The 14996-nt window shown below is 70.1% G+C and carries 11 protein-coding genes and 1 pseudogene; 5 read left to right on the forward strand and 7 right to left on the reverse strand.

Going from position 1 to position 14996, the window contains the following annotated elements; translation table 11 throughout:
* Positions 1 to 137: 137 nt before the first annotated feature.
* Entirely contained in the window at positions 138 to 368 is a 231-nt protein-coding gene (locus tag ACFY2Z_RS16890) for a hypothetical protein (protein WP_390744929.1), read from the forward strand.
* Between the two features lie 295 nt (positions 369 to 663).
* Here ACFY2Z_RS16890 and ACFY2Z_RS16895 read toward each other — a convergent pair whose 3' ends face one another.
* From ACFY2Z_RS16895 to ACFY2Z_RS16925, 7 genes are all read right to left on the reverse strand, one after another.
* The gene (locus tag ACFY2Z_RS16895; protein ID WP_390744930.1) at positions 664 to 1680 is read right to left on the reverse strand and encodes a histidinol-phosphate transaminase; all 1017 of its coding nucleotides are present in this window, start codon (positions 1678 to 1680) and stop codon (positions 664 to 666) included.
* Between the two features lie 3 nt (positions 1681 to 1683).
* A complete protein-coding gene (locus ACFY2Z_RS16900; RefSeq protein ID WP_390744931.1) occupies positions 1684 to 2703 on the reverse strand; it encodes a 3-oxoacyl-ACP synthase III family protein in 1020 nt (339 codons plus the stop codon).
* Positions 2700 to 3368 carry an SRPBCC family protein gene (locus ACFY2Z_RS16905; RefSeq protein ID WP_390744932.1) on the reverse strand — a complete coding sequence of 223 codons (669 nt, stop codon included), beginning with the start codon at positions 3366 to 3368 and terminating at the stop codon, positions 2700 to 2702. Before ACFY2Z_RS16905 ends, ACFY2Z_RS16900 begins: the two co-directional genes overlap by 4 nt.
* Complete coding sequence (locus tag ACFY2Z_RS16910; RefSeq protein WP_390744933.1) at positions 3340 to 5100, reverse strand: thiamine pyrophosphate-binding protein; 1761 nt, start codon at positions 5098 to 5100, stop codon at positions 3340 to 3342. Before ACFY2Z_RS16910 ends, ACFY2Z_RS16905 begins: the two co-directional genes overlap by 29 nt.
* Entirely contained in the window at positions 5097 to 6113 is a 1017-nt protein-coding gene (locus ACFY2Z_RS16915) for a GlxA family transcriptional regulator (protein WP_390744934.1), read from the reverse strand. The genes ACFY2Z_RS16910 and ACFY2Z_RS16915 overlap by 4 nt, the downstream gene beginning before the upstream one ends.
* 621 nt (positions 6114 to 6734) lie before the next feature.
* Positions 6735 to 10583, reverse strand: a complete 3849-nt coding sequence (locus tag ACFY2Z_RS16920; protein WP_390744935.1) for a S8 family peptidase — start codon at positions 10581 to 10583, stop codon at positions 6735 to 6737.
* A 372-nt stretch (positions 10584 to 10955) separates the two neighbouring features.
* On the reverse strand, positions 10956 to 11960 hold the full coding sequence (locus ACFY2Z_RS16925; protein WP_390744936.1) for a helix-turn-helix domain-containing protein: 1005 nt from the start codon (positions 11958 to 11960) through the stop codon (positions 10956 to 10958).
* A 239-nt stretch (positions 11961 to 12199) separates the two neighbouring features.
* Here ACFY2Z_RS16925 and ACFY2Z_RS16930 point away from each other — a divergent pair, with 239 nt between their 5' ends.
* The 4 genes and pseudogenes from ACFY2Z_RS16930 (at position 12200) to ACFY2Z_RS16945 (ending at position 14974) form a co-directional block, all read left to right on the forward strand.
* Positions 12200 to 12637, forward strand: coding sequence for a hypothetical protein (locus ACFY2Z_RS16930; protein ID WP_390744937.1), 438 nt, complete (start codon positions 12200 to 12202; stop codon positions 12635 to 12637).
* A 317-nt stretch (positions 12638 to 12954) separates the two neighbouring features.
* Positions 12955 to 13224, forward strand: coding sequence for a DUF3761 domain-containing protein (locus ACFY2Z_RS16935; RefSeq protein WP_390744938.1), 270 nt, complete (start codon positions 12955 to 12957; stop codon positions 13222 to 13224).
* Positions 13225 to 13451: 227 nt separating this feature from the next.
* A pseudogene (locus ACFY2Z_RS16940) lies at positions 13452 to 13577 on the forward strand (IS481 family transposase); the annotation flags it as partial.
* Positions 13578 to 13963: 386 nt separating this feature from the next.
* Positions 13964 to 14974, forward strand: a complete 1011-nt coding sequence (locus ACFY2Z_RS16945; RefSeq protein ID WP_390745108.1) for a lytic transglycosylase domain-containing protein — start codon at positions 13964 to 13966, stop codon at positions 14972 to 14974.
* Positions 14975 to 14996: the final 22 nt, after the last annotated feature.

The raw sequence follows: 14996 nt of genomic DNA on the forward strand, positions 1-14996 counted from the left end.
CGTCGGCCTGCTGCGCGAGACCGCCCGCGCCATACCCGTGCGGCGGATCGCACCGGCCCCGAGCCGACCGGCGGCACCCGCTGACGGAGTCGCACCTCAGATCGTCGCCGCCTTCGAGGATCTCCACCGGCACACGCGTGTACGCACCGACCACGGCCCTGCTGCGTACGTTCCACGAAGCCCTGGGAGCCCGGGTGCCCGAGCGCACCGAGGTGCTGGCCGAGCAGTTGAGCAGCCCCGACCCAGGCTCGCGCCTGGACGTCCGTATGAGCGGGGAGCTGATGCGGGCCTGGCGCGGGGACCACACCCGGTTTCTCCGGCTGGTCACCGACCAGCTCACGACGGCCGACCAGGAAGTCGCCGCCTAGACCCTGCTGCAGGCCAGGCCAGGAACTCCGCGACGGCGAAACACGTCGTGGCCTGCCTGGACCGCATGGGTCCCCTTGCGGCAAGGGTGAGGCCCGTTGCGGCGCGACGCCTCTCTCCGAGGCACTGGAGTCCGGCATGGTCGGCCGCGACCGCCCCGTCGTGTCGGACCCCGCCGCCCCGTGCGGCGGCGTCAAGCAGTCCGGCGTCGGATACGCGGGCGGCCACGGCGGGATGCTTGGAGTTCACCGGAGCAAGTACATCGCGTTGCACGGGTGAGCGCGCGTACGCCCTGGTTCAGCGCGACGCACTCTGGTGCGCGCGCAGTCCCGCCAGCGCGGTCAGCACCGTGTCGTTGGCATTCCGGCTGCCGACGGTGAGCCGGAGTCCTTCGCCGGGGTAGTGGCGCGCCTGGACACCGGCGTCGGTGAGTGCCGCGGCGCCCTCATCGATCGGATCGGGCGCGGCGAGCCAGACGGAATTGGCGTGGCCGCGGCGTACGCGCCAGCCGAGGGACACGATGTCACGTCGGAGCCGTTCGCGTTCGGCGACGACGGTGTCCACGCGCAGCCGCAGCTCGCTTTCGGCCCGCAGTGACGCCTCCACCGCCGCTGTTGCCACCGCGTTGATCCCGAAGGGCAGCTGCTGCCGACGGATCTGCCCGACCAGGTCGGGGCAGCCGATTCCATAGCCGACCCGCAGGGCGGCAAGACCGTAGGCCTTGGAGAAGGTGCGCATTACCAGCAGGTTGGGATGTGTGTCCAGGAGCGCGAGTGCATCCGGTACGTCGGTGTCGCGGGCGAACTCCACGTACGCCTCGTCGAGGAGCACGGTGACGTGTCGGGGGACCTGACGCAGGAAAGTCGAGAGCGCGTCTGCGGTGACGAGGGTTCCGGTGGGGTTGTGGGGATTGCACAGCACCACGACGCGGGTGCGGTGGTCCAGCGCCGCGAGCAGGGCGTCAAGATCCTGGTCTCCGTCCGGTGACAGGGGTATCGGTACGGGTTCGGCACCGACCATGGCGGCCAGGAGGGGGTAGGCGTCGAACGTTCGCCAGGCGTAGGCCACTGCGTCGCCGGGCCCCACCACGGCCCGGAGCAACTGCAGAGCCACGCCGACCGATCCGCTGCCGACAGCCACGCGGTCAGGGGTCACCCGGCACCATGCGGCGATCCGCTCGGTGAGGTCGTCGGGGCGGAACTGCGGGTAGCGGTGGGCCTGTGCGACGGCCCGGTGCATCGCCTCACGTACCGAGGGCAGTGGGGGATACGGACTCTCGTTCAGGGCGAGGCGGTGCAGCACAGGGATGTCCATGGCTCAGTCCCGTCCGCCGTGCCAGCGAACGGCGACGGCACCGGCGAAGTCGCCCGCGTGGGCGAATCCTCCGAGCACCACCAGGTCGCCGTCCTTCACCTGCCCGGAGCTGATCGCGCGGTCCAAGGTGATCGGGATCGCCGCTCCGAACAGATTCCCGTACTCGTCGAAGGTGTTGAGGTGCCGTTCGGCCGGCAGTTGCAGCGCCTCTCGCCAGTTCCGCAGGAAGGTGCGGTTGGGCTGGTTGGTGATGAGGACGTCGATGTCGGTGCTCGCCACGCCCAGTCGTCGGCACAGGTCCGTGATCACCTCGGGGACGAGGCGGTTGCCGCGTGCCAGGACCTTGGCGACGCTGGCGTCGGTGAACCCGATCCGCAGCTGGGACTCTCCCGGCTCCCAGTACTTGCGACCGTCGTCGACCGCCACGGTCATGTCGCCGGCGTACTCGCCGATGTGCCGCGTCTCCACGTCGAGGACCGGTGATTCCGCCGACGTCGTCACGTACCCCACACCGCACCCGTCGCCCGGGATTGCCGCCTGGGCGAGTTTGCGCACCTCGGACTGGGTGAACCACTGTCCCGCGGCGCTTTGCGCGTTGCATATCAGCGCGGTCTTCGCGTCGGTGGAGGTGAGGATCTGCCGGGCCAGCTTCACCATGTACACGAAGGACGCGCAGCCCGCATTGGCCACGTCGAGGAGCCACTCCGGGTTCAGGCCCAGCCGACGCGCCACCTCGGTTCCGGCGCCGACGAACGGCAGGTCCGGCAACTGGCTGTGCACCAACAGCACGTCGACGCCTCGGATCTCCGCCTTGCCATGCCGTTCGATCAGGGGCTGTACGGCGCGCTCGACCATGTCCGCGTTGGTCTCGTCCCTGGCCACGTGGTGCCGTAACGGCGGGACCTTGAACATGGGGTGGTTGCGGAGCTTGTCCTCGGCTCCGGGGAAGTCCGTGTAGAACTCCGCGGGGACCGGCTTGCCGGGCAGGTAGCTCGCGACGTCGGTGAGGCTGACCGTGGTCACTGCGCCACCGTCCTCGCCGGAGCGGAACCGATCGGCAGGCCGCCCCGGTGCCGGTGTTCCAGGATGGCCTTGAGGTTGTGCATCTCCACCGTGTGCCCGGCGTAGAAAAGGTCCCAGTAGTCGCCCACCCAGGGCCGGTCCGGGCGGGGAGCCAGGTCGGGGTGCGGGTTGTCGTCGTAGTAGGGGTGCCGGCAGTTGGTCCAGGTGATCAACGAACCCGGCTTGTCCAGTACCAGTCGGGCCGGGACGACCCGCATCAGGTAGATCATCCACAGCTTTTCGCCCTGGTCCCAGGAGCAGTGGTAGTCCACGGTCATGGCCTCGGGGTTCGCGAGCACCTTGCAGTAGATCCTGGTGTCGTCCTCCAGTCGGTCGCGACCGACCCACAGCCCCGGTGTGCCGGTGGGCGCGAAGTCCCGCAGGCTGCAGGTCCACTCCTCCAGATGGTGCCCTTGGCGCAGGTAGTCGTAGACCTGCTCCGGGGGGCAGTCGACGTGCTCGTGGATGGTGCAGTACTGCCCGTAGACCTGATGATGGGGGTAGACCGCGTGGGTGAGCTCCATGCAGTGGGCGGTCAGTTCCTCCTTGCCGGCGTTCTCGATCCGGACCAGACCGGGGATGCCGGCCAGCGGGATGTCAGCCAACGTGGACGACTCCTTGCTCATCTGAAGGCTCCTTGTTCTTGGTGCCGTTGGTGATTTCGGTGAAGGACCGGAAGGGAAGGAACGGCGGGATCTCCCGCGGGTCGCAGTCCACCGCGACGAACGCCGGGCCGCCGCCGGCGTTGGCGCGCAGCAGTGCCGTGCGCAGTTGCGCCGCGTCGATGGCTCCGGTGGCCTCCAGGGACGGGAAGGCGGCGGCGACTCCGGCGGCGAGGTCGGTCGGGGCGAACAGATCGTCGCTGCGGACGCCGCCCTGGAGGAACTCCTCCCGCAGTGCGCACATGGCGTGAGCGTTGTTGTTGAAGATCACGAACGTCACGGGTGCGTCGTACTCCACGGCGGTGTGCACCTCCATCCCGTGCATGAAGAAGGCCCCGTCGCCGGCGAGGACGTAGGTGCGTCGGCCGGTGGCGAGCGCGGCGCCGATGCCGGCACCGAAGGTGTAGCCCATGCCGCCCATGCCGACCGCCACCACGAAGCGGCCGTGGCGCGGTGCCGGGAGCAGATGGATCGCGCTGGCCCCCGTGTTGCCGGCGTCCACGAACACGTGTGCGTCCTGGGGGAGTGCCGCCTCCACCGCGGCGACCGCCTGGGCATGGGGGACGGTTCGCTCCCGGGCCGGGACGAGCGGCCCCGGCATGGGTGTGGGAAGGGGGCCGGCGTGCGGCGGGCAGGGACGTGGGTGCGACGGCAGTCGGGCGGTCACCGCGCGCAGCGCGTCCCGCAGGTTCCCGCCCAGTGAGATGCCCGGCACGAACGGCGGTTCGGGGCCGAGGCAGACGACGTCGGTGCCGGCCAGGGCCCGGTCGAGGCCGCCGCGTGCCAGGAGCGGCAGTCGGGTGCCGGCCAGCAGGCACACCTCGGCCCGGTGCAGACAGTGTTCCACGTTGGCGTGGCCCATCACCCCGGCCACACCTGCGAATCGGGGATCACGGTTGTCGAAGACGTCCTTGGCGTCCGGGGTGACCGCCACCCATGCCCCGAGGCACCGGGCCAGTTCGGCCAGATCCCCACGCGCGTCGTCGGCGGCGACACCCTCACCGGCGATGACCAGGACGCGACCGGCCCCGCGAAGGACGTCCGACACGGCGCTGACGGCAGCTGGGTCGATCCGCGACGCGGATGCCGTCGTGGTGCCGACCGGTGGCGGGGCCGGGTCGCGGGTGGGCACCTGGATCCGCGCCTGCTGTACGTCCTTGGGCAGCAACAACACGGCCGGCCCGCGTGGATCGGCCTGTGCCGCCGCGACTGCCCGGGGCAGCAACTCCGTGAGCGAGTCCGCGTCGCCGACCCGGGCGCAGAACCGGGAGACGGGTGCGAAGACCTCCCGCGCGTCGAAGGAGCCCTCCTTGCCGCTGGAGTCCTGGAACGCCCCGTGCCCTTCCTGGCCGGTCGGCGGCTGGCCCACCAGGGCCAGCACTGGCACCCGGGAGGCGTACGCCTCCGCCAGACCCGGCACGAGGTTCATCGCCCCACCGCCGGAGGTGGCGGCAACGACGCCGAGGCGCCCGGTGGTACGTGCGTATCCGTCGGCCATGGTGACAGCCGAGAACTCGTGTTTGGCGACGACGCCGCGGACGGCGCCACCGCGGTGCACCGCGTCATACAGGTCCTCGATGTTCGCGCCGCCGACGCCGAACATGTGGGTGACGCCGGCCCTGGCCAGTTCCCCGGCCAGATGGTCGACCAGGCGTACCGTTTCCGCCTCGCGTGCTTCCGAGGTCGTGGTGATCATGCGGGGCTCCCCTCCCTCCCGTGGTGCCCGTCGATGAGGCCGGACGGTGACATGACCTGAAAGCGGTGCCGGTACTCCTTGGGGGTGAGTCCCAGAGTTCGTCCGAAGGAACGGAAGAAGGTCTCGGTGGCGGCGAATCCGCAGCGGCCGGCTATCTGGCTGATCGACAGGTCCGTGGTTTCCAGCAGTTCGCGTGCGCGGGCGATACGCGTCCGCTCGATGTACTGGCCGGGCGTCGTGCCCACCTCGCGCCGGAAGACCCGGGCGAAGTTGCGCTGACTCATGTTGGCCTGCCCCGCGATCTCGGCCACGGGTAACGGGCCGTCCAGGTTGTCCAGGATCCACTCCTGTGCCGCCCGGATCGGCGGATGGTCGGCCAGTTGTGCGTCGAGGACGGCGCTGTACTGGGACTGTCCGCCGTGCCGCTTGAGGAACAGCACCAGGAACCGTGCCGTCTCCAGCGCGAGCGCCGATCCGTGATCGGCCTCCACCAGTGCCAGCGCCATGTCGATGCCCGTCGACACGCCCGCGGAGGTCACGAAGGGGCCGTCCCAGATGAAGATCGGTTCCGCGTCCACCGTCACATCCGGATAGCGGCACGCCATCGCCTCGCTGTACGCCCAGTGCGTGGTGGCGCGTCTGCCGTCGAGGAGCCCCGCCTCGGCGAGCAGAAAGGATCCGCCGCATACGGAGGCGACCCTGCGCGACCGGGCCGCTGCCCCGCCGATCCAGGACACGAGCGCCTGGTCCCTGAGCGCGTCGGCGAGACTCCATCCGCCTGGCACGAGGAGCGTGTCGATCGGACCCTGCCCAGCCTCCAGCGGCGAGGCCTCCACCACCACCCCCGAACTCATGCGCACCAGCGGCGCGTCGGCGGACACGAAGTCGGTCCGGTAGGGGGTGCCCGCGGGACCCAGGAGCCGATTCGCGGTATCGAACACTTCAATCGGTCCGGTGACGTCCAGGGCCATAGCGCCCGCGTACACCACCACAACAACACGTCGCTGCAACACGGTCACAGCCTGTATCGGGCGTCCTACTGGCTGCAATGACAGATTACTGACGCATCCGGCCATCCTGTGGCGCCGGACGGTCAGGAAGGGTGCTGGCCAGGCACTTCGCGCGCGGGGCGGGCGGCGATGGGTGAGGCAGCTCACAGGGCGTCGGTACGGCTGCGCGCTGCACCGACGCCTTCACCTCCAGATCACCTCCGGATCACCTCCGGCTTCGAGGCCCTCTGTCCCGCCGACGCTTCGCGTATCTCTCCGCGCGTGGTAAGTGATCGGCTGGAGCCGCTGAGCAGGTGCGGATGCAGGCATGAGAATGCCTGTCGCCCGTCCGGGCCTGTGCCCCTGTCTGCCGTACCGACAGCGTCCGATGGCGAGCGATCATGGGTGGTCGCCCACTTCCTCGACGCTGGAGTCCGTCTTCAAGGATCGCCTGATGGTGGATCACGGGGGGCACCGCCACGAACTCACCGATCAGGAGCGGGAGTTACTCGCTCGAACAGGCCACAGCCTTCCGGTTCGCGCCGACATCGACAGCGCCGTACTCACGGCGGGTGCCAGGGCCCGAAAGGCCCTGGCACCCGCCGTGGTCCAGCCGGATCGGTCCGCGTCAGCGTCCCCGGCGGCTCATGCGGTCCCGTGGTGCAGGTAAGCGCGGTCCACGGTCTGCTGGACGCTGTTGCCGGCGGCGTCCGTGGCGGTGACCCGCAGCGTCACGTAGGCATCGCCGTGCACGCTCGACGGCCGTGTCACGGTGGCGGTGAACTGGCCCTCACCGCCGTGCCGCGCGGTCGGCGCGGTGGTCCAGCTCTTCCCGTCGTCGTACGACGCCTCGGCCTTCAGCGTCACCCCGCGGGGGGTTGCCATGCCGTCCTGCATGCGGACGGTCAGGCCGAGGGCGTGCGTGCGCGCCGGGCCGACCGCGTTCTGTGCGTCGACCGGAACGGCGTAGTCGAGCTGGAGCAGCGGCAGCAGGGTCCCTTCGGCCGCGGTGTCCGAGTGGAACGTCCAGGACGTGTGGGTGCCGGTGGCGTAGTGCCAGTCGTCCGAGACGCGGGCTGTGGTGAGGTCGAGCCGGTATTCGGCGTTGCCCGCGGGCACCTCGAAATTGCCCCACGCGCCGTCGTCGGACGTGGCGATCTGCTCGCCGTTCCGGTACAGCACTGCCTTGGACGTGTCGTTCACGGAAGCCGTGCCGACGCCGCCGCCGCCGATTCCGCCGAAGGGGTCGCTCTCCGCGAACGACCAGTGGTCGGCGCCGGAGTCGTTGAAGTCCGGAACGTACACCGACAGAGTGTCACCGTTGCGCACCGACGGCAGGACCTCACCGCGCGGGATCGACGGGCGGATCACTGCTCCGAACCACCGCTCTGTGGCGCGCCGGCCGGGCTGGTAGGTGTGCGGTGCGTCGTGCATGCCGGCCCCGAGCGGGAAGTCGGGGTCGAAGACGACGTTGTGGTGCACGACGTGCTGCCACAGTGTGTCTCCGGCGCTCACGAACTCGACGCGTTCCTGTCCCACCGGAACATAGCGGCTGTACTGGTCCCACGCGGTGTCCTGGAACGGCCGCCACGCGAAACGCTGCTCGCTCTCCCAGCCCGCAGCACCGGTGCGGGTGTACGTACTGTGGACCTCCGCGCTGTTCCGATCCGAGACGGTGTAGACCACCTGCTTGGGAACGAAGCCCTTCGAGACCTGCATCACGTCGTACAGGTACGCGCTGCGGACCGTGCCGGAGAACTCCACCGTCGTGGCGCCCTTCGCCATGCGGTCCAGCAGGGCCGTCCCGATCTTCCAGGAGGTCTGCATGGTGGGCAGGGCCATCCGGTCACCGTTCGGCTGCCACCGGGTCCAGTCGGAGAAACCCTCGGGCTGCACCAGAAGCAGCGCCTTGGCTCCCGCGGCCGCCGCGGTCCGCGCGAGAGCCCGTCGGTCGAACCAGGCGGAGTTGTCGTCCCGCACGACGGCCAGCTTGCCGCGCGTCCCGCGGAAGTCGGGCGCCGCCGCCAGGCCGGCGGCCACAGCGGTCAGCCGCGCGCCCTGGTCCCCGAAGACCGGGGAGGTCGCCTGATAGTACGGCGCGAACTGCTGCGCGCTGCCCGAGACCTTGGCCCGCAGTTGCGGTGCCGTCATCTGCCAGCGCGACGAGAACTCGAAGGCACCGTCGGTGACCGGAGCAGTGGGGCTGACGTAGAGCCGCTTGACGGTGTCGAAGAACATGGCGCCCTGGAGCAGGCCATGACCGTCGATCTGACGGTAGAAGTTGGTGCTGAGAACGCCGTGCTGCTCAGCGGGGCGCGGCGTGCGGATCTTCACCTCGGTGGCGTCGGCGGCGTTCAGTGTCACCGTCATGTCCTTGGTGACCTTCACCTCGGGGTCGACGATCTGGCCGACCTCTTCGCCGTCATCGGTCCGGTCGTAGAAACCGGCGTTGATGTTGTACGTGCCCTCTTCCACGACGGCGACTCCGGCATCGCGGTCCGTGTAGTCCACGAACCCGTCCGGGCCCCAGATGGTCGGCAGTGAGCCGGGCACGACCTGGCCGTTGCGGTCGCGGTAGATCACGGTCAGCCGGTGCTGGGGGGCGTGCACCACGAGGGAGACGGTGGTGTGGGCGAGCACGGTGCCGTCGGCGGACTTCGCGGTGACGTATCCGTAGAACTTCCCGCGGACTGCGTGCGTCGCGTCGGTGTGCAGCGGCACGTCGGCGGTGGCACCGGGGGCCAGTTGCACGGTGCCGGAGTCGAGGCTGACCACCCCGTCGGGGATCGAGTGCCCGGTCTCGGTGGCCAGGTTGACGGCCAGGGAGAGAGTGAGCGGGTGATCGCCGGTGTTGGTGTAGTGAAGGGTCGCCTGCGGCTGCTCCTGCGTGCCACCGGTGGTCAGCGGGGCGAGGGTGACCGAGCCGGTGGCCGTGACCGGGCCCATGGCCGCGGCCACGTCGATGCGGCCGCCGCCCTGCTCGGTCACCTTGGTGCCCGGCACCGTGTGCGCGGTGCTGATCAGGGTGTCCTTGAGCTGCTGGGCGGTCCAGTCCGGGTGCTCCTGGGCCAACAGCGCGGCGGCGCCGGCGACGTGCGGGGTGGCCATGGAGGTCCCGGACAGCGCCACGTAGTTGGCGTCGATCGGGTCGCCCAGGGTGGTGCCGGCCGCGCGCGCGGCGATGATGCCCACGCCGGGGGCGGTCACGTCGGGCTTGACCGCGTCGTCGCCGAAGCGCGGGCCGCGGCTGGAGAAGGAGGCGAGGGAGTCGTCGCGGTCGACGGCGCCCACGGTCAGCGCGGCATCGGCTGCGCCCGGGGTGCCGACGGTGTACTGGCCCGGCCCCGAATTGCCCGCCGCAACGACGAAGAGCGTGCCGGTGGAGGCGGTCAGATTGTCGACGGCCTGGCTGAGCGGGTCGGTGCCGTCGGTCTGCTCGTCCGCTCCGAGGCTCATGTTGACGACTTTGGCGTGCTCGGCGGTCGCCCACTCCATGCCGGCGATGATGCCCGACTCGTCGCCGTAGCCGTTGTCGTCCAGCACCTTGCCGATGAGCAGGTCGGCCTTGGGCGCGACACCGCGCCGGGTGCCGTTGGACGCGGCACCGGTCCCGCCGACGATCGAGGCGACATGCGTGCCGTGGCCGAAGTGGTCGTCGGTGTTCCCGCTGCCGGAGAAGTCCTTGGCCTCCGCGATGCGGCCGGCGAGGTCGGGGTGACCGGCATCGGCACCGGTGTCCAGCACGGCCACCTTGACGCCCTGGCCTTCGTAGCCGGCCTTCCAGGCGGTGGGGGCGTTGATCTGTGCGGTGCTCCGGTCCAGCAGGGCCTTCACCTTGCCGTCCAGCGAGATGCGCGGGGTGACCGCGGTGCGGGCGGTGTCCGACGCTCCGCGGGGGTTGAGCGTCTTCCAGAACTTCCCCAGGTCGTGGCCGGAGACCCGCACCGACCGCGCGTGGATGCTGTCCAGTCTGCGGGGGGTCGTCCCGGCCGTGTTGAGGGCCACCAGCCTGTCGGCAGTGGCCGAGGCTGTCTTCGCTGCCTGTGCGGTGACCCTGGCCCCCTCCCGCGACGGTTCCGGCTGAGAGGAGACGATCAAGGGCAGCGCGGAGGTGTGCGCCTCGTCGTACCCCTCGGCGATCAACGCCGTCACATTGAACAGCCGCCGGTCCAGGGTGCCGGCCGACACCAGCGCCTCGGCGTCGAACGGCATCACGGTCAACTGCTTGTCGTCTCCCTCCAGCGTATGGAAGGGGATGTGCTCGCGCCCGGGTCCGGGCTGCACCGACGCGGTGTGCCGTCCACCGGGCAGCGTCGTGACGGTCACCCGGTCGCCGGTCACCAGTCGCACGGTCGCGGAGGCGGTCCCCGATACGGCAGCGGGATGAGCGGGGGTCCCGGCGGCTGCCGATTGCCCAGCGAATGCGGCTGGCACAGCTCCGGCGACCAGCAACAATCCCGTTGATATAGCCGCCGTTGGGCGGATTCTAGACATCAGTGAGACACCTCTCGTACAGCTGGAGGGGCAAAAGCTGTGCGAAAGCATCCGTTGATGAAGCTCAACCTGTCACTGACCTCGGGTGTCGCAACTGCGACATGTTCCAACTGCGACACCCGCCGCCTGCGCGCCGCCACCACACTGTCAGCACGGCGGTGATTGCCACGAATTAGGTCTGTTTCTCCCCGTCAAGGCCACGTGATCAGTACGACCCTCGCGATGGAGACCCGTACCGCTGTGCCTCCTGAAGAACGAGATCCCCGAAGCACTGGAAGAGCTCGTCCTCCACCTGCTGTGCAAGCACTCGGGCGGTGGCGCCCATCGATCACCGGTGGCGACCGCGGCTCGTGCTCCCCCCGAACGGCCCGCTCACAGCCATCCGCGGCGTGCGGCCTGCCAGGCGAGTTGCATGCGGGTCGCCGCGCCGGCGCGCTCCATCATGCCCTGAATGCGGCGCTGGACGGTACGCCGGCTAAGCCCGATCTGTGAGGCGATCGCCTTGTCGGCGACTCCGGCCACCAGCAGGGACAACACCTTGTGGTCGGTGGGGGAGAGGGCGTCGGACGGCCCGGCTCCGTCCGTCCCTGAGATGGCGCCGGCGCCGTCGACGTTCAGGGGGACCGCGTCCTCCCAGTAGCGCTCGAACAGCGCGATCAGAGCCGCGAGCAGATTGCTGTCCCTGACCAGTGCGGTGGTGGGCTCCTCCGGGCTGCCGTGCGGCCCACCCGCCACGAGGGGGAAGACGGCGACGGATCGATCGGCGATCGCGAGGCGCAGCGGCAGGTGTGGCACGGCCCGGGCGACCTCCCCGGCCTGCACGCCTGCCACCACGTTGTCCACGGCTCCTTCGTCGTCGAAGAACGCCTTTTCGTACAGCACCCGGTAGCGTACGCCCCGGCCCAGCGCCTGGAACTCCTCGGCGTTGCTGCCTGACGGCATGGCCACATACTGGGCCTTGCAGAACCAGAGCATCTCGTCCTGCACGCCGGCCTGGATCTGCCTCAGGTGCTGACGCAGGGCCTCTGCCCCGGTGATGACCTCGAGCAACTGGCCTGCGTCGTGCCTGCGCATTGTGTCCCGGTAGGACTCGACCAGACGGGCGGCCTCGAACCGGGCAAGCTCCAGCGCATCGGCACTGCGCTTGAGTCGGGGCAGCAGTGCCACGTCCGGGGGAGCGGCCCGGAACACCCGGGGTGTGCCGTCCGTATGACTCGCCAGGCCCTTGGAGGCCAGTGCGTCGAGAATCCGCACGGCGTCCGCGTAGGGCAGACCGGCACGCTGAGCCACGTCCTGTGCGGTGGCCCGGCCGGACGTGACGAGCAGCCGGTAGGCGGCCTCCTCCTCGCGCGAGACGCCGGCGACCTCTAGCACCACGGACGCCCTCCCCGGATCCTCGGCTTCGGCGGTTGAATATCGTATTACATGGGAGGCGGCCGTGTCTGTGCGGACCGACGCGAAGGACCAGCAGGAAGCGGTGGCAGCGACGTGGTGACCTGGTTTCCTGCTGGGGATGGGGCCTAGCCGGGCCCACGACGGCGGCTGACCCAGGAGGGAAGCCGGAGAGCGGCTGCGGCCGGGCAGCTGACCAGGTGGCTGTTGCTCATCGTTGTACGGTGGTGCGCGTGGACTCTCCATGGTTCGAGTTCGACGACGAGGACGAGGTGTGCGGAGGATTCCAGCTCGAGGTCCTGCGCCTGGTGCGGGAACGTGCGGAGGGGTGGCCGTGCCCGCCCGATGCGACGTACGTCATGTTCTTTCCCGCCGGTGAAACGGGCCACGACGGGGCACCGGCAGAACAGGACCTGATGCGTCTCGTCGTCGACTTGAGCCGCCAGGGGAGCCATTTTCTCGCGATCGGCGCGGATGTGGAGGGTGACGAGGTGCTGTGCAGCCAACTGCACATCGGCAGCCTCGCGCCGACCGACCAACGTGACGACATCGTCGCCTGTGAAGCGAAGGGCTCAGCCGACGAGCTCGCGGCCCTCACCGCCGACTGGATCGGCGAAGTCCTGCGCCGGCCGACGCTGCGATACGACGGCCGCCACGACTGAGCCTGCTTCGAGGACCAAGGGTCGCAACCCACCGGCACCGCCGGGCCTCCGCGTACTCCCGCAGCCGCGGCGGTCGTCCCAGGAGCCACCTGTGCGTGGTCTTGTGTGCAGAAGGCTTGAAGCCGCGCTCAGGTTGCCCACCGACCGGTGGCACACACGATCACCGGCGCCGCGACGCCAGCCGCGATCGACCAATAAACCTGGCCTCATCCAGGGACTGCCGCAGGTATGGCAAAGAGATGTAGTTTCCCTCTGGCGGGAAGTTGAAGCCGCTATAAACTCCCGCTGCACTTGTTCGATTTCAAAGGGGGGTTCCTTTGCGCGCACGTCTTGCTGCCTGCGCCGTGGCGGTCGCCGTCGCCGGCGTCTTCTTCAGCGCACCGGCCGCTTCCGCGGCGACACTGCCGTCCACCAACACGGCACACCACTGCATCCACCACACCACCGGCACGTGCGGGTGGACGCACCACCAGAAACCGAAGGACAAGTACGAGACGGCGAAGTGCAAGGACGCCTCCGTGTCGTACTCGCGGCACTCGCAGGGCACCTGCTCCCGCCACCACGGCGTGAGGTACTGGTTCAAGTAGGCCGATGCCGTTACAGGAACAGGTGGCCTCCTCCGCGTCCGGAGAGGCCACCTGCCCGTTGTGACCCAGCGGCAGCGGCAGCGGCAGCGGCAGCGGTTGCCGTGGCCGGCGCGGAGCGTGCACGGACCGACCGGGGCCACCAGCACGGGCGCCTACGGCTTTCGTTCGCGCGCTTCCACAGTGGCCGCCTACGGCTGTCGTTCACCGCGCCATCCTCGGCGAGACACACCGAGCGGCGCATCATCAAGGTCCGCGTGCTGCGCCGATGGGGACCGGCCCGCATCGCACACCTGCTGCGCCTGGTGCCCTCGACCGTGCACCGCGTACTGACCCACCACGGCCTGGCCCGCCTGTCCCTGCGCACCAGGGTCCTTCCTCGTCCTCTGACCGCCCATCAGGTCCGGCCGTAGGTGATGGTGGCAGGGCCGGCCCATGCGCAGCGGTCAAATCGGCCCTGCCCCCGCACTCCGCCGTGATCGAGTGCTCCCGTCTGACCAACACCGGAAAAAGAACCATCACCGTGGCGTTCCACCACTTGGTGAGACCTCGGCGGACACGCATGTGTACCCCGCTCCCGAAGACGCGCCCGACCGGTCCCCCGGTTCCGCACGACGGACCTGCCCTCCGGCCGCGTAGAGCAGACGACGGATTCACCCAGGGAGGGGACTGCACAGTGACAGCGCGTGCGCTCAAGGGGGCACTGAGGGGTGCCAGGGGTACGGCGATCGCGGCGGCGGCGATGGCCGTGCTGACCGCGTCGCAGGCGCCGAGGGCGGTCTCGGCCGATGCCGCGGAACCCGCGCGGAGGGCGGCAGCCGCCGAGCACGGCCTCAGCGTGTCCGGCGACACCCCGTACCGCACCGGTCTTCCCCCGCTGCGGACGCGGAAGAAGGGCGCGGCACAGGGAGTGACGGACGGCGGCGCCCTGCCCGTGAGCGTGTTCGCCGCGTACCGGCGTGCCGAGGAGGAGCTGGCGCGCAGCGCGCCACGCTGCCGTCTGCGCTGGCAGTTGCTGGCCGCGATCGGCCAGGTGGAGTCCGGGCAGGCACGGGGCGGCCGGGTGACCCCGGACGGTACGACCCTGACGCCCATCCTCGGCCCGCGGCTGACCGGCGGCGCCTTCGCCGTCGTGGCGGACACCGACGGCGGCGCGTACGACGGGGACGCGGTGTACGACCGCGCGGTCGGCCCGATGCAGTTCATCCCGTCCACCTGGGCCCGCTGGGGAGCGGACGGCAACGGCGACGGCCGGACTGATCCGAACAATGTCTACGACGCGGCGCTCGCCGCCGGCCGCTACCTGTGCGCGGGCGGCCGGGACCTGTCGAATCCCGCCGACCTGGATCGGGCGATCCTGGGCTACAACCACTCGGACGCCTACCTGCGCACCGTCAAGGGGTGGTACGCGTACTACCTGACCGGACACCGCGTGGTGCCGGACGCGTCCGACGGATCCCGGTCGGGCCGGCCGAAGAGGCCGAAGCCCTCGCCGCCCAAGCCGTCGGACGACCGGAAGCCGGTCCCCGGTCCTTCGCGCACGCCGTCGACCCCACCCGCCTCACCCTCCGACAGCCCGTCCCCCAAGGCCGGCCTTCCGAAGCAGTCCGGGACGCCGCTGGTTCCCGCCCCCGAACCGACCCTCACGCTGCCCGGCGGCGGTGTGCTGCCCGACGCGGGGCCGCTGACCACCGGCAACGGCTGGAACACGATGGGCGCATCCCCCTCCACAACTGCCCCTACCCGGCGGTAATGTCGCCACCTGCCGGAAGCTC

The organism is Streptomyces sp. NPDC001222, from assembly GCF_042896945.1.
Taxonomy (GTDB): domain Bacteria; phylum Actinomycetota; class Actinomycetes; order Streptomycetales; family Streptomycetaceae; genus Streptomyces; species Streptomyces gibsoniae.

What these genes read in the sequence shown, in the direction of transcription:
- ACFY2Z_RS16895 (WP_390744930.1), bottom strand. Translation starts at nt 1,680, where the DNA reads ATGGACATCCCTGTGCTGCACCGCCTCGCCCTGAACGAGAGTCCGTAT.
- ACFY2Z_RS16905 (WP_390744932.1), bottom strand. Translation starts at nt 3,368, where the DNA reads ATGAGCAAGGAGTCGTCCACGTTGGCTGACATCCCGCTGGCCGGCATC.
- ACFY2Z_RS16910 (WP_390744933.1), bottom strand. Translation starts at nt 5,100, where the DNA reads ATGATCACCACGACCTCGGAAGCACGCGAGGCGGAAACGGTACGCCTG.
- ACFY2Z_RS16920 (WP_390744935.1), bottom strand. Translation starts at nt 10,583, where the DNA reads ATGTCTAGAATCCGCCCAACGGCGGCTATATCAACGGGATTGTTGCTG.
- ACFY2Z_RS16945 (WP_390745108.1), top strand. Translation starts at nt 13,964, where the DNA reads ATGGCCGTGCTGACCGCGTCGCAGGCGCCGAGGGCGGTCTCGGCCGAT.